The sequence below is a fragment of the Kocuria palustris genome, from assembly GCF_007666205.1.
Classification (GTDB): Bacteria; Actinomycetota; Actinomycetes; order Actinomycetales; family Micrococcaceae; genus Kocuria; species Kocuria palustris_A.
On record NZ_VDOR01000002.1, the window covers coordinates 227,405 to 240,814 of the forward strand.

The 13,410-nt window shown below is 73.1% G+C and carries 11 protein-coding genes; 9 read left to right on the top strand and 2 right to left on the bottom strand.

Going from position 1 to position 13,410, the window contains the following annotated elements; translation table 11 throughout:
- Positions 1–27 precede the first annotated feature (27 nt).
- The 7 genes from trhO to proC all read left to right on the top strand — a co-directional run bounded on the left by trhO (position 28) and on the right by proC (position 9,036).
- Positions 28–984: an oxygen-dependent tRNA uridine(34) hydroxylase TrhO gene (gene trhO / locus FSY66_RS03130; RefSeq protein WP_144791185.1), complete on the top strand. Its 957-nt coding sequence runs from the start codon at positions 28–30 to the stop codon at positions 982–984.
- Positions 981–2,717, top strand: a complete 1,737-nt coding sequence (locus FSY66_RS03135; protein WP_144791187.1) for a DUF7059 domain-containing protein — start codon at positions 981–983, stop codon at positions 2,715–2,717. Before trhO ends, FSY66_RS03135 begins: the two co-directional genes overlap by 4 nt.
- A 5-nt stretch (positions 2,718–2,722) precedes the next feature.
- The gene (locus FSY66_RS03140) at positions 2,723–3,166 is read left to right on the top strand and encodes a pyridoxamine 5'-phosphate oxidase family protein (RefSeq protein ID WP_260853412.1); all 444 of its coding nucleotides are present in this window, start codon (positions 2,723–2,725) and stop codon (positions 3,164–3,166) included.
- Positions 3,167–3,421: 255 nt separating this feature from the next.
- Positions 3,422–6,235 (top strand): type I DNA topoisomerase, encoded by a 2,814-nt coding sequence (topA, locus tag FSY66_RS03145; protein ID WP_144791191.1) that lies wholly within the window; start codon positions 3,422–3,424, stop codon positions 6,233–6,235.
- A gap of 66 nt (positions 6,236–6,301) precedes the next feature.
- A complete protein-coding gene (locus FSY66_RS03150; protein WP_144791193.1) occupies positions 6,302–7,288 on the top strand; it encodes a Ppx/GppA phosphatase family protein in 987 nt (328 codons plus the stop codon).
- Positions 7,285–8,088, top strand: a complete 804-nt coding sequence (locus tag FSY66_RS03155) for a sugar phosphate isomerase/epimerase family protein (protein WP_144791195.1) — start codon at positions 7,285–7,287, stop codon at positions 8,086–8,088. Before FSY66_RS03150 ends, FSY66_RS03155 begins: the two co-directional genes overlap by 4 nt.
- 69 nt (positions 8,089–8,157) lie before the next feature.
- Entirely contained in the window at positions 8,158–9,036 is an 879-nt protein-coding gene (gene proC / locus FSY66_RS03160) for a pyrroline-5-carboxylate reductase (protein ID WP_144791197.1), read from the top strand.
- Between the two features lie 51 nt (positions 9,037–9,087).
- Here proC and FSY66_RS03165 read toward each other — a convergent pair whose 3' ends face one another.
- A complete protein-coding gene (locus FSY66_RS03165) occupies positions 9,088–9,768 on the bottom strand; it encodes a potassium channel family protein (RefSeq protein WP_144791199.1) in 681 nt (226 codons plus the stop codon).
- Positions 9,761–11,140, bottom strand: coding sequence for a TrkH family potassium uptake protein (locus FSY66_RS03170; protein WP_260853439.1), 1,380 nt, complete (start codon positions 11,138–11,140; stop codon positions 9,761–9,763). The genes FSY66_RS03165 and FSY66_RS03170 overlap by 8 nt, the downstream gene beginning before the upstream one ends.
- Before the next feature lie 313 nt (positions 11,141–11,453).
- Here FSY66_RS03170 and FSY66_RS03175 point away from each other — a divergent pair, with 313 nt between their 5' ends.
- Positions 11,454–12,569, top strand: coding sequence for an acetoin utilization protein AcuC (locus tag FSY66_RS03175; protein WP_144791581.1), 1,116 nt, complete (start codon positions 11,454–11,456; stop codon positions 12,567–12,569).
- A gap of 76 nt (positions 12,570–12,645) precedes the next feature.
- Positions 12,646–13,398, top strand: a complete 753-nt coding sequence (locus tag FSY66_RS12760) for an ArsR/SmtB family transcription factor (RefSeq protein ID WP_144791203.1) — start codon at positions 12,646–12,648, stop codon at positions 13,396–13,398.
- The last annotated feature ends 12 nt before the right edge of the window (positions 13,399–13,410 follow it).

Here is a 13,410-nt window from a genome sequence, read left to right on the forward strand (position 1 = left end):
GGCGCCCGGCGCCGCTAGCCTGGTGCGGTGACCGTGAACCGCATCCTGCTCCACTACCGGATCGTCGCCCTGCCGGATCCCCGGGCCGTCGCGCTGTGGCAGGAGGCCCTGTGCGAGCGCCTGGGCCTGCGCGGGCGCATCATCGTCTCGCCCCAGGGGCTCAACGGGACCGTCGGCGGGGAGGTCGGCGCGCTCAAGCAGTACGCCAGGTCCACCAGGCGCCACCCCGCCTTCGCGGACCTCGAGCCGAAGTGGTCGGACGGCTCCGCCGCCGACTTCCCCCGCCTGTCCGTCAAGGTGCGCGACGAGCTCGTGGGCTTCGGCGCCCCGGACGAGGTCGAGGTCGACGAGCACGGCGTGGTCGACGGCGGCGCGCGGCTGAGCCCCCAGGAGCTCGATGCGATGGCCGCGGCCCGCGACGACCTGGTCCTGTTCGACGGCCGGAATGCCTGGGAGGCCCGGATCGGGCGCTTCCGCGGGGCCGTGGTGCCCCAGGCCGAGACGAGCCGGGACATCGTCGCCGAGCTCGGCTCCGGGGCCTACGACCACCTCAGGGACCGGCCGGTCGTGACCTACTGCACGGGCGGCATCCGGTGCGAGTTCCTCTCGGCCATGATGCGCCGGCGGGGCTTCCGCGAGGTCTACCAGCTCGACGGCGGCATCGTGCGCTACGGCGAGGCCCGCGGCGATGCCGGGCTGTGGGAGGGGTCCCTGGCCGTGTTCGACGACCGGGGCGCCCTCGAGTTCTCCGAGGCCGCCTCCGTCATCGGCCGCTGCGACGTGTGCGCCGCCCCGGCCCGGCGCTTCATCAACTGCGCCCGCCCGCGCTGCCACCGGCGGCTGCTCGTGTGCACGGCGCACCGCGGCGCCCACGACGACGGCCCCGGGATCCTGTGCCCCCAGGGATGCCGCGACGCCCGCACCGGGGCGCCGCTGGCCCCCGTCCCGAGCGCCGCCGGTCACGCCGGCGAGGAGGCCCGATGACCGAGAGCACCGACAGCATCGACAGCGTCGTCCCGTCCGGTCGGGCCTTCGCGAACGTGGCCGACGCCCCGCGCTCCGATGACCCCGGACTGATCGGCCGGCTGGCCGAGGCCCTCGACGACGTGGGATTCCTGGCCGGCCCGATCACCGAGCTGCTCGGATCCGCCGCCGTGGAGGCCCTGGGCCGCGACCAGGCCGCCCCCGCCCTGCGGGTCCTGCGCCGGATCGCCGCCGACGGCGACCGGGCCGCCGCCGGCCCGCAGCGGCGGCTGGCCCTCGTCGTCGAGCTCTTCCTGCTGGCCCGCCCCGTGCCCCGCGCGGCCCTGGCGGCCGCGCTGCCGCAGATCTCCCCGGAGGAGCTGGCGCACCTGGGCCTCGTGGAGTGCCGGGGCGACGAGGTCCTCAGCCGCGTGGACCTCGACGTCCACGAGACCGAGGACATGCACCTGCGGGTGGCCGCCGATCTCACGGGCTTCCAGCGTCCGGGGGCTGCGCTGCGCCCGGATCACGTGCTCGGCATCGGGGGCGCCTCGCAGACCCTGGTGCAGATCGCCGATCCGCGCCCGGTGCGGCGGGCGCTGGATCTGGGGACGGGCTGCGGAGTCCAGAGCTTCCATCTGCTGCGCCGGGCCGAGCACGTGATCGCCACGGACCTCTCCGCCCGCGCACTGGCCTTCGCCCGCTTCAACCTCGTGCTCAACGCCGCGGCCCTGGGCCTGGACCCGCAGGACCCTGAGGCCCGCATCGAGCTGCGCCGGGGCTCGCTGCTGGAGCCCGTGGCGGGGGAGCGGTTCGACCTCGTGGTCTCGAACCCGCCGTTCGTGATCACGCCGCGCGTCCCGCACGAGGACGAGGCGCAGCGCTACACCTACCGCGACGGCGGCCGGCGCGGCGATGCCCTGGTGGCCGAGCTGATCGGGGCCCTGGGAGACGTCCTGGCCCCCGGCGGCAGCGCGCACCTGCTGGGCAACTGGGAGATCCCCGCGGAGGCCGTGCGGCGCGCCGACGGGCAGATCGAGCGTGCCTGGTCCGAGCGCGTGCGCTCCTGGATCCCCGCCGGGCTCGACGCCTGGGCCATCCAGCGGGAGATCGAGACCCCCGAGGGCTATGCGGAGACCTGGCTGCGCGATGCCTCCGAGCACACGGACCGCGCCCGCTTCGAGGCGTCGTACGACGCCTACCTGGAGGACTTCGCCTCCCGGGAGGTCGCGGGCGTGGGATTCGGCTGGCTGCGCCTGGACCGGCCGCGGGAGGGGGAGCAGCGGCCGCCGCGGCTGCGCTTCGAGCACCTCGGCCACCCCGTCCGGCAGCCCGTCGGGGCCGTGCTGGCCGAGACGGTGCGACGCGAGCGCATGCTCGACCGGCTGGGGGCGCAGTGGGAGCACCTGCATCTGGAGGTCCCCGAGCACGTCACCGAGGAGCGTCACGGCCGCCCGGGGGCGACGGACCCGTCCGTGATCCTGCTGCGCCAGGGCGCCGGGCTGCAGCGCACCTCGGTGCTGACCTCGGCCGCCGCCGGGCTCGCCGGGGCCTGCGACGGCGAGCTGAGCGTCGCGCAGATCGTCGGCGCCCTGGGGGCCCTGCTGGACTGGCAGGCGCCCGAGGGCGAGCGCCCGCGGGAGGCGCTCGCGCTGCTCGAGCAGACCCGGCACCTGCTGATCGACGGGTTCCTCGAGGCTCCGGCCGGGGACGATCCCGCGGGTTACGGGGGGAGCGGGGAGGTGCCAGGATGAGGGGCATGAGCGCTGAGAACCCGTACCGCGACCTGTCCCGCGACGAGATGTGGGAGCTGCTCGACTCCGAGCCCTTCGGCCGGCTGGCCGTCGAGGCCGGCGGCTTCGTCGACATCTTCCCGGTGAACTTCGTGGTCCGCGGCAAGAAGCTGTGGTTCCGCACCGCGCCGGGCTCCAAGCTGGCCACGCTGACGGTCAACGACCAGGTGGCCTTCGAGGTCGACCGCCGCGACGAGCAGCGGCTGATGGTCTCCTCCGTGGTCCTCCAGGGACGCGCGCGTCGCGTCGAGGACGCGCAGGAGCGGGAGCTGGCCGAGTCGCTCGAGCTGCGCCCGTGGGTCCGCGGCTTCAAGCCCGTCTTCGTGGTGATCGAGCCGGATCAGATCAACGGGCGCGCGTTCCCGGTGGGGCCGGCCGAGTCGGGCGCCTCCGACGACGGCGACGACTGACGCCGCCGCGCCGCACGGCCGTCCGGACGCCGCCTCCGGGCCCCCGCAGGCCCCTCCCCGTCCGCCGCGCCGCGGGCCCGCTGCGCCGGCCGGTCCTGTGAATCGGCCGCCGATCCGTGTGTCAGGGCGTGTCCGGCGGCGGCTATATGGTGGGATCCGTCGACGGGCCCGCGCCCGTATCCGATGCAGCCTCCCCGGCCCGTGCGCGTCGCCCGCGCACGAGGACCGGGACGACCCTGTCCGCTAGGAGTGACCGTGGCCCAGAAGAACCCGGGATCAGGCCGGAGCCTGCTCATCGTCGAGTCCCCCTCGAAGGTGAAGACCATCGCGGGGTACCTGGGCGACGCCTATGAGGTCGACTCCTCCATGGGCCACATCCGGGATCTCGCCCAGCCCTCCGAGTTGCCGGCGGAGATGAAGAAGGGGCCCTACGGGAAGTTCGCCGTGGACGTCGACTCCGGCTTCGACCCGTATTACCTGGTCAACGCGGACAAGAAGAAGAAGGTCACCGAGCTCAAGCGCAAGCTCAAGGAGTGCGATGCCCTCTACCTCGCCACGGACGGCGACCGCGAGGGCGAGGCGATCGCGTGGCACCTGCTCGAGGTGCTCAAGCCCAAGGTCCCGGTCTACCGCCTGACCTTCCCCGAGATCACCCGCGAGGCCATCGAGCGCGGGTTCGGCGAGCTGCGCGAGCTCGACAAGGACCTCGTCGACGCCCAGGAGACCCGCCGGGTGCTCGATCGCCTCTACGGCTACGAGATCTCGCCGGTGCTGTGGCGGAAGGTGTCCTCGGGGCTGTCCGCCGGGCGCGTGCAGTCCGTGGCCACCCGCATGGTCGTGCAGCGCGAGCGCGAGCGCATGGCGTTCGTCGCCGCGGACCACTGGGATCTGACCGGCGAGTTCGCCCCCGTCTCCGGGCCGGACGCCGGCAGCGCCTTCCAGGCCCGCCTGGCCTCGGTCGACGGGCGCAAGGTCGCGACGGGCCGCGACTTCGACGACCGCGGGCAGCTCAAGAAGCCCGAGGCCGTCGCGCATCTGGACGAGCAGCAGGCGCGCTCGCTGGCCGAGGGCCTGGCCGAGTCCCCGTTCGCGGTCGCGCAGCAGGAGACCAAGCCCTACGTCTCCCGCCCCAAGGCGCCGTTCACCACGTCCACGCTGCAGCAGGACGCCGCGCGCAAGCTGCACTTCTCGTCGCGCTCGACCATGCAGGTCGCCCAGCGCCTGTACGAGAACGGCTACATCACCTACATGCGCACCGACTCGGTCGCGCTGTCCCAGCAGGCGGTCACCGCCGCGCGCCAGCAGGCCCGGGACCTGTGGGGCGAGGACTTCGTCTCCGAGGCCCCGCGCGGCTACGCCAACAAGTCCAAGAACGCGCAGGAGGCCCACGAGGCCATCCGCCCCGCCGGCGACTCGTTCCGCACCCCGGACCAGGTGCGCTCGTCGCTGTCGGCCGACGAGTTCAAGCTCTACGAGCTGATCTGGCAGCGCACCGTCGCCTCGCAGATGGCCGATGCCCGCGGCTTCACCGCCACCCTGCGCCTGGCCGCCGACAGCGCCGACGGCCGCCGGGCCGAGTTCACCGCCTCCGGCACCGTGATCACCTTCCAGGGCTACCTCTCCGCCTACCAGGAGGCCCAGGACTCCGGCGAGGCCAAGGGCGAGGGCGACGGCAAGGGCCGCAGGGACCGGCGCCTGCCGCAGATGGAGGAGGGCGATGCCCTCCGCACCGAGGGGATCACCGCGGAGGGCCACTCCACCAAGCCCCCGGCGCGCTACACCGAGGCCTCGCTCGTGGCCGCCATGGACGAGCTCGGCATCGGCCGCCCGTCGACCTACGCGGCCGTCATCTCCACGATCACCGACCGCGGCTACGTCAAGGTCCGCGGCACGTCGCTGATCCCGTCGTGGACGGCGTTCTCGGTCGTGCGCCTGCTCGAGGAGCACTTCAGCGACTACGTCGACTACGACTTCACCGCCGAGATGGAGGAGGGCCTGGACCGCATCGCCCGCGGCGAGGAGGACCGCACGCAGTGGCTGCAGCGCTTCTACTACGGCGCCGAGGCGGAGGACAACGGGCTCAAGGCCATCGTCGACGACCTGGGCGAGATCGACGCCCGCGCCCTGAACACCATCCCGGTGACCGATGCGATCGACCTGCGGGTGGGCAAGTACGGCCCCTACCTGGAGTCCGGCGGCGGCGTGGACCCCGAGACCGGCGAGGTCACGGACCCGGTGCGCGCCAACGTGCCGGACACGCTGGCCCCCGACGAGCTCACCGCCGAGAAGGCCGAGGAGCTCATGGAGATCGGCCGCGCCGACGGCCGCGAGCTGGGTCGGGACCCGGAGTCGGGGCGCACGATCGTCGTCAAGGACGGCCGCTACGGCCCGTACGTCTCCGAGGTGATCCCCGAGCCCACGCAGGAGGAGCTCGACGCGATCCCCACGGAGTACTACAAGAACGGCAATCCCAAGCCCAAGAAGATCGAGAAGCCCAAGCCGCGCACGGCCTCGCTGCTGTCGTCGATGGACATCCAGGAGGTGAACCTCGATGATGCGCTGAAGCTGCTCTCGCTGCCCCGCGAGGTCGGCACGGACGAGGACGGCCAGGTGATCACGGCCCAGAACGGCCGATACGGCCCCTACCTCAAGAAGGGGAGCGACTCGCGCTCGCTGAGCAGCGAGGACCAGATCTTCGAGATCACCCTCGAGGAGGCCCAGCGCATCTACGCCCTGCCCAAGCAGCGCGGGCGCGGCGCGGCCAAGCCGCCGCTCAAGGACCTGGGCACCGACCCGATCACCGAGAAGCCCATGATCATCAAGGACGGGCGCTTCGGGGAGTACATCACCGACGGCGAGACGAACGCGACCATCCCGCGCTCGGAGTCCGTCGAGCAGATGACGGCCGAGCGCGCCTCGCAGCTGCTCTCGGAGAAGCGGGCCAAGGGCCCCGCGCCCAAGAAGACGTCCTCCCGCTCGTCGTCGGGCTCCCGGGCCAAGAAGCCCTCGGGCGCCTCGACGACCAAGCGGGCCGGGACCCGGAAGAAGACGACGACCGCGTCCTCCTGAGTCCTGCCGGGGCCGCACGGCCCCGGCAGCTCCATGCCGAGGCACACCGAGAGGAAGGGGACGCGCATGCGCCTGGGAGTGCTCGACGTCGGATCCAACACGGTCCACCTGCTGCTGCTCGACGTCTATCCCGGCTCGCGCCCCGAGGCGTTCGCCTCGCACAAGGACAGCCTGCGCCTGGTGCGCTACCTGGACGACGCGGGGCGCATCTCCGACGAGGGGCGCGATGCCCTGACGTCGTTCGTGATCGAGGCCCGCGACTTCGCCGCCGAGCACGGGGCCGACGACCTGCTGGCCTTCGCGACCTCCGCGATCCGGGAGGCCGGCAACGGCGCGGCGGTGCTCGATCACGTCCAGTCCCGCTCCGGGGTCACGCTGACCGAGATCGCCGGCGATCAGGAGGCCGCCGTGACGTTCTCCGCGGTGCGGCGCTGGTTCGGGTGGGGCGCGGGCACGATCCTGGACCTCGACATCGGCGGCGGGTCGTTCGAGATGGCCATAGGCCACGACGGCCTGCCCGCCGCGGCCGTGTCCACCCCGCTGGGAGCCGGGCGGCTCACCCAGAGCTTCCTCACCCGGCATCCCGCGATCCCGAGCGAGGTCCGTGCGCTGCGCAAGCACGTCCGACGCACGCTCGAGCCCGCGGTGGAGACGATCCTGGGACAGGGCAGCCCCGATCTCGTCGTCGGCACCTCCAAGACCTTCCGATCGCTCGCGCGCATCTGTGGGGCCGCTCCCTCGGGGGCCGGGCAGTTCGTCCGGCGCACCATGCATCTCGAGGACCTCCGGCTGTGGACCCGGCGCATGGAGGCCATGTCCGCGCAGGAGCGCAGCGATCTGCCCGGGGTCTCGGCCCACCGCGCCGAGCAGGTGCTGGCCGGCGGCATCGCCGCCGAGACCGCGATGGACATGCTGGGCGCCGCCACGCTGGTCATCTGCCCCTGGGCGCTGCGCGAGGGGCTCATCCTGCGGCGCATGGACCGCCTCGGCGCCGACCCCGAGACCGTCCTGAACCCCCCGCAGAGCCTGATCGGACGAGAGGTCCCCGCATGACCGCGCACGTCGCCATGTCCACGAGCTGCCTGTTCCTGGGCTCGCTGCCCGAGGTCTTCCGCACCGGGAGCGAGCTGGGCTACGACTCGATCGAGGTCCTGGTCACGCACCAACGCACGACGCAGCTGACCCACGAGCTGCTCGACGCCGTGCAGACCCACCAGATCCCGATCTCGACGATCCACGCGCCCACGCTGTTCTTCACCCAGCAGGTCTGGGGCCGCCCGTGGACCAAGATCCAGCTCGCCGCCAAGATGGTCGAGGAGGTCGGCGCGCAGGTCGTCGTCGCCCACCCGCCGTTCGCCTGGCAGCACCGCTATGCCGAGAGCTTCGTCGAGGGCATCCGGGCCGTCAGCGAGATGACCGGCGTCAGGATCGCCGTGGAGAACATGTACCCGTGGCGCGTGGCCGGGCGCGAGCTGCAGATGTACCGCCCCCACTGGGATCCCCGCCGCTTCGACTACGAATGGGTGACCTGGGACTTCTCGCACGCCTCGATCGCACAGGTCGATTCCCTCGAGGCGGTGCGCGAGCTGCTGCCGAGGCTGGGCCACGTCCACCTCACGGACGGCACCGACGGCGGGACCTCCGACGAGCATCTCGTGCCCGGCCACGGCCAGCAGCCCGTGGCCGAGACCCTGCAGCTGCTCGGCCGCAGCGGCTGGGACGGGGTGCTCGGCGTCGAGATCAACACCCGCGGGGCGGCCGACGACGACGCGCGCGATGCGATGCTCGCCGAGTCCCTCGACTTCGCCCGCCGCCACACGGCTCTGGGCGCCGAGGCCCGCGACGGCTCCTGAGCAGGGCCCTAGGGTGGGCATGGGCATCAGCCGATCGCACGCGATCGAACGACGACGAGAGGACCCCTCATGACCGACAGCGCATCCGCTGCGAGCACCGCCGCCGAGACCGGGGAGCAGCCCGTGATCGCCTTCCTGGGCAGCGGGTCCATGAACGGCGCGATCCTGCGGGGGGTCCTGGCCTCCGGCGTGCCCGCCGAGCGCGTGCGGGCCACGACCCGGTCCCAGGACTCCGGCGACCGCCTGGCCCGGGAGACCGGCGTGCAGGCCTTCGCCTCGGAGTCCGACGCGGAGGCCAACCGCCGAGCCGTCGACGGGGCGGACATCGTCCTGCTGGGCGTGAAGCCCTACGCGATCCTCGAGCTGTGCGACGAGATCCGCGACGCCCTGCCGTCGTCGGCCGTCGTGGTCTCGGTGGCCGCGGGCGTGGGCCTGGCCGCGATGGCCGCGCACCTGCCCGAGGGGCAGCCGCTCGTGCGCTGCATGCCGAACACGCCGTCCTCGGTGGGCCGCGGCGCCCTGTCGGTGACCCCGGGCGAGCACGTCTCGGCCGAGCAGACCCGGGCCGTCTCCGAGGTGCTCTCCGGCGTGGGCGTCGTCGTGCAGGTCCCCGAGGACCTCATCGGCGCGGTCACGGGGGTCTCGGGCTCCGGCCCGGCCTATGTCTTCCTGCTGGCCGAGATGATGCAGAAGGCCGGAGAGGGCCTCGGCCTGGACGCCGAGACCGCCAGGACCCTGGCGAAGCAGACCGTCACCGGCGCGGGCATGCTGCTCGAGCCCGACGACGCCGACCCCGAGGCCCTGCGCAAGGCCGTCACGAGCCCCGGCGGGACCACCGAGCAGGCCGTCCGGACCTTCCTGGACGGCGGCATCGAGGACCTCGTGTCCCGCGCCGTCGGCGCCTCGGCCGCCCGCGGCGACGAGATGGAGCAGGAGCACGCCGGCTGATCCGGATCGGCTCCTCGAGCGGGGCCCTGTGCGCCCCGCGTCCGGGGTCCGTCAGGGCCGGGCGGCGAAGCGCTCGATCAGCTCCACGTGCCCGGCCACGATCAGGGTGTCCCGGGCGGTCACGGTCGTGTCGGGCGCCGCATAGCTGAAGTCGTCGCCGGGGGCCTTGACCCCCACGACCGTCACGCCGTACTTGGCGCGCACGTCGGCCTGGGCCAGCGTGAAGCCCTGCGTCTCGCGCGGCGGTCGCATCTTGACGATCGCGAAGTCGTCGTCGAACTCCATGTAGTCCAGCAGGCGCCCCGAGACCAGGTGGGCAGTGCGCCGCCCGGCGTCGGCCTCGGGGAAGATCACGTGGTGGGCCCCGATGCGCGAGAGGATCTTGCCGTGGGCCTTGGAGATGGCCTTGGCCCAGATCCGGCCGACCCCCAGGTCGACCAGGTTCGCCGTGATCAGCACGGAGGACTCGACCGAGGTGCCCACGCCCACGACGGCCTGGGTGAACTCGGCGGCCCCGAGCTGGCGCAGGGCGTCGATGTCGGTGGCCTCGGCCTGGACCACGTGGGTCAGCTGGCCGGCGAGCTTCTGCACCAGGGCCCCGTCGCGCTCGACGCCCATCACCTCGCGGCCCTGGGAGACGAGCTGCAGGGCTGTGGCGGTGCCGAAGCGGCCCATGCCGATGACCAGCACGGGGACGGCATGGCTCTTGTCGCGGTGACGATGATCAGCCAATGATCAGCCTCTCCTCGGGGTACTGGTAGAGGCGCCGGCGCGAACGCAGGGCCAGGGCTGTGGCCACGGTAGTCGTGCCGATGCGCCCGATGAACATCACGATGATCAGCACCGCCTTGCCCGCCGGCCCCATCTCGCCCGAGAGGCCGACCGACAGCCCGCACGTCGCATAGGCGGAGACGACCTCGAAGAGCACGCGCTCGAGCGGCTCGCCGGTCATGATCAGGAGGACGCCGGCGGCCGCGAGCACGACCGTGGCGCCCATGGCGATCACGGAGATCGCGATGCGCAGGACGCCGTCGGGGATCGTGCGGTGGAAGGCGATGACGGCCTGATCGCCGCGCGCCTCGGCCAGGATGGCCAGCACGACGACGGCGAAGGTCGTCACCTTGATGCCGCCGCCCGTGGAGGCGGGGGCCCCTCCGGCGAACATCAGGGCGTCGGTGAGCAGCAGCGTCACGGGCTGCAGGTCCGACATGTCGACGATGTTGAACCCGCCGGAGCGCATCATGGCCGAGGCGAAGAATCCGTTGAAGAGCTTCTGCCCCGGGCTCTCGTCGCCGATCGTGGCCGGGTTCGTCCACTCCAGGCCCGCCCACAGGACCCACCCCAGCACGAGCAGGGCGAGGGTCGTCACGACCGTGACCTTGGTGTTCAGGTTCCAGCGGCGGAAGCGCAGCCACCCGACCTGGCGCAGCACCAGGATCACGGGGAAGCCCAGCGATCCGATGAGCACCCCCAGGCTGATCGGGAACAGGATCAGCCACATGTGGGCGGCGTCGGTGAAGTAGGGGACCAGGCCGTCGGAGTGCGGGGTGAAGCCGCCGTTGTTGAAGGCCGAGATCGAGTAGAAGATCCCGTGCCACGCCGCGGTGTGCGGCGGCTCCCCCTCGATCAGGAAGCCGAGCGTGAGGACCACCGCCAGCGAGCCCTCGATGACGATCGAGGTCAGGGCCACGGTGCGCAGCAGCGAGCCGACCTCGCCGAGGCGCCCGACGTTCATGGCGTTCTGCGTCACGAGCTTGGAGCGCAGCCCGAGCTTGCGCCCGATGGCCAGGGCCAGGATCGAGGTCATGGTCAGCGTCCCGAGACCGCCGATCTGCACGGCGACCAGGATGATGAGCTGCCCGGTGAAGGACCAGTGATCGGCGGTCGGCACCACGGTCAGCCCCGTGACCGTGACGGCCGAGGCGGCGGTGAAGGCCGCGTCGACGAAGCTCGTGGAGCGCCCGTCGTGGGTGGACCACGGCAGCCACAGCAGGACCGTGAACAGCGCCGCCACGGCGACGAAGACGAGCACGGCCAGGCGGGCGGGGGAGGACTGGGCCAGGCGGTCCACGAGGTCGCGCAGGCCGCCGATCCCGTCGCGCAGCGGCCGCGACTCGGCCTGGGCCGGACTGGCCCCGAGGGTGGCACGCACCGTGGGACCTCCAGATCGTGCGGACGGCGCCTCCCCGGGGCGGGGGCGGCGGTGCCCCGGCGTGCGGGTGCCCGCGCGCGGGGACGGGACCCGTTCGGATCCACGCACAGTATGGACCCCGACGGGCCCGGTTGCCGTCCGCATCGACGCGCGAGCCCCGCCCGGGGTCCCGGAGTGGTCTAATGGCCGTGTGACGCAGACGACACCGACCGCCCTGTTCTGGAGCCCGCAGCTGCTCCAGTACGACTTCGGCGACTACCACCCGATGCACCCCAGCCGCCTCGAGGCCACGTGGAGCCTGGTGCAGGAGTTCGGCCTGGACTCCCGCCCGGGCGTCTCCGTGGAGGTGCCGGAGGTCGCCGGGGACCAGGAGCTCGGGCTCGCGCACTCCGACGAGTACGTGCGCGCCGTGCGCTCCGTGAGCGAGGACCCGTCGCGGGAGATCCCGGAGTGCGGGCTCGGCACGGAGGACACCCCGGGCTACGCCGGGATCCACGAGGCCTCCGCTCGGCTGGCCGGAGGGACGCTGCAGGCGGCGGCGGCGATCCTGGACGGCTCCGCGGTCCGGGCCGTGAACTTCGGCGGCGGCATGCACCACGCGTTCGCGGACCGCGCCAGCGGCTTCTGCGTCTACAACGACTGCGCCGTGGGCATCGCGCGGCTGCTCGAGGGCGGGGTCTCCCGCGTCCTCTACCTCGACGTCGACGGGCACCACGGCGACGGCACCCAGTCGATCTTCTGGGACGACGACCGCGTCATGACGATCTCCCTGCACGAGACCGGAGCCGCGCTGTTCCCCGGGACCGGCTTCGCGACCGAGCTCGGCAGCGGCTCGGCCGAGGGGACCGCGGTCAACATCGCCCTGCCGCCCATGAGCGACGACGCGCAGTGGCTGCGCGCGTACTTCGCGGTCGTCCCGCAGCTGATCGAGCAGTTCCGCCCCGAGGCGATCGTCTCCCAGCACGGCTGCGACTCCCACTTCCGCGACGAGCTCACGCACCTTCAGGTCAGCGTCGACGCCCAGCGCGAGATCATGATGGACGTCAAGCGGCAGGCCGATCGCTGGTGCGAGGGCCGCTGGATCGCCACCGGCGGCGGGGGCTACGACTGCTACGACGTCGTGCCCCGGTCCTGGGCGCACCTCGTCGCGGTGGTCACGGGGGACCCGATCGGTCTCGTGCGGCCCGTCCCCCAGAGCTGGCTCGAGCACATCCGCCGGGACTACGGCGCGCAGCCGCACCCGTCGATGGGCGATGACGTCGATCTGTGGTGGCGCTCGTGGGAGGTCGGCTTCGACCCCGACGACGCGACCGACCGGGTCGTGATGGCCACCCGTCGAGCGGTGTTCCCCCTGTGGGGGCTCGACCCCTGGTACGACTGATCGCCCCGAGGACGCGCTCCCGGGGTCGCCCGGGTGTTGACCCGGACCGCCCCGGATCGCCGGTAGGATCCCAGGAATGACCCAGGACGTCTTCACCGCTCTTGCCGATCCCACGCGCCGTGCGCTGCTGGGCGAGCTCAGCTCGGGTGAGCGGGCGGTCGGCGAGCTGGTGGCGGCCGTGGCCGCCTCTCAGCCGACCGTCTCCAAGCACCTGCGCGTCCTGCGCGAGTCCGGTCTGGTGCAGCAGCGCGCGGTCGGCCAGAAGCGCTTCTACAGCATCGAGGCGCCCGTCCTGCTCGACGCCGCGGAGACCCTGCGCGGCCTGGCGGGGGAGTCCTCGTCGTCGCCCGAGCCGGAGCCCGCGGCCGCGGCGCCGGAGCCGGAGTCGACGCAGGAGCCGACGCGGACCGCTCCGGTCGTCGTGCCGGTTCCCGAGCCCGTGGCATCCCCGGAGCCCGTGATCGCACCGGAGCCGGTGGTGTCTCCCGAGCCGGTCGTCCTCCCCGGGCCCGCGGCCGTCGCCGAGCCGGCCGCGATCTTCGAGCCCGCGGCGGCGGAGACCGCAGCGGCCGCCGAGGAGGCCCCCTCCGCCGCGCGGCCGCAGACCGCGGCTGCGCCCGTGCCCGCCGAGCCGACGGCGGCCGAGCGGGCGGTGCAGGCCGAGCGCCAGGAGCGCCGCCGCGCCCCGGCCCACCGCGCCGAGACGTCCGAGCAGGCGCAGGTGCCGCGCCGCCTGGACCCGCTGAGCTCCCCGCAGGACGAGGCGCCCGCTCGCGTGCGCGGCGTCGGGGGATTCGTCTCGACGGTGCTGCACCGGCGCCGCCGCTGATCGCATCGCCGG

What these genes read in the sequence shown, in the direction of transcription:
- FSY66_RS03150 (WP_144791193.1), top strand. Translation starts at nt 6,302, where the DNA reads ATGCGCCTGGGAGTGCTCGACGTCGGATCCAACACGGTCCACCTGCTG.
- FSY66_RS12760 (WP_144791203.1), top strand. Translation starts at nt 12,646, where the DNA reads ATGACCCAGGACGTCTTCACCGCTCTTGCCGATCCCACGCGCCGTGCG.
- proC (WP_144791197.1), top strand. Translation starts at nt 8,158, where the DNA reads ATGACCGACAGCGCATCCGCTGCGAGCACCGCCGCCGAGACCGGGGAG.
- FSY66_RS03155 (WP_144791195.1), top strand. Translation starts at nt 7,285, where the DNA reads ATGACCGCGCACGTCGCCATGTCCACGAGCTGCCTGTTCCTGGGCTCG.
- FSY66_RS03140 (WP_260853412.1), top strand. Translation starts at nt 2,723, where the DNA reads ATGAGCGCTGAGAACCCGTACCGCGACCTGTCCCGCGACGAGATGTGG.
- FSY66_RS03135 (WP_144791187.1), top strand. Translation starts at nt 981, where the DNA reads ATGACCGAGAGCACCGACAGCATCGACAGCGTCGTCCCGTCCGGTCGG.
- FSY66_RS03175 (WP_144791581.1), top strand. Translation starts at nt 11,454, where the DNA reads ATGCACCCCAGCCGCCTCGAGGCCACGTGGAGCCTGGTGCAGGAGTTC.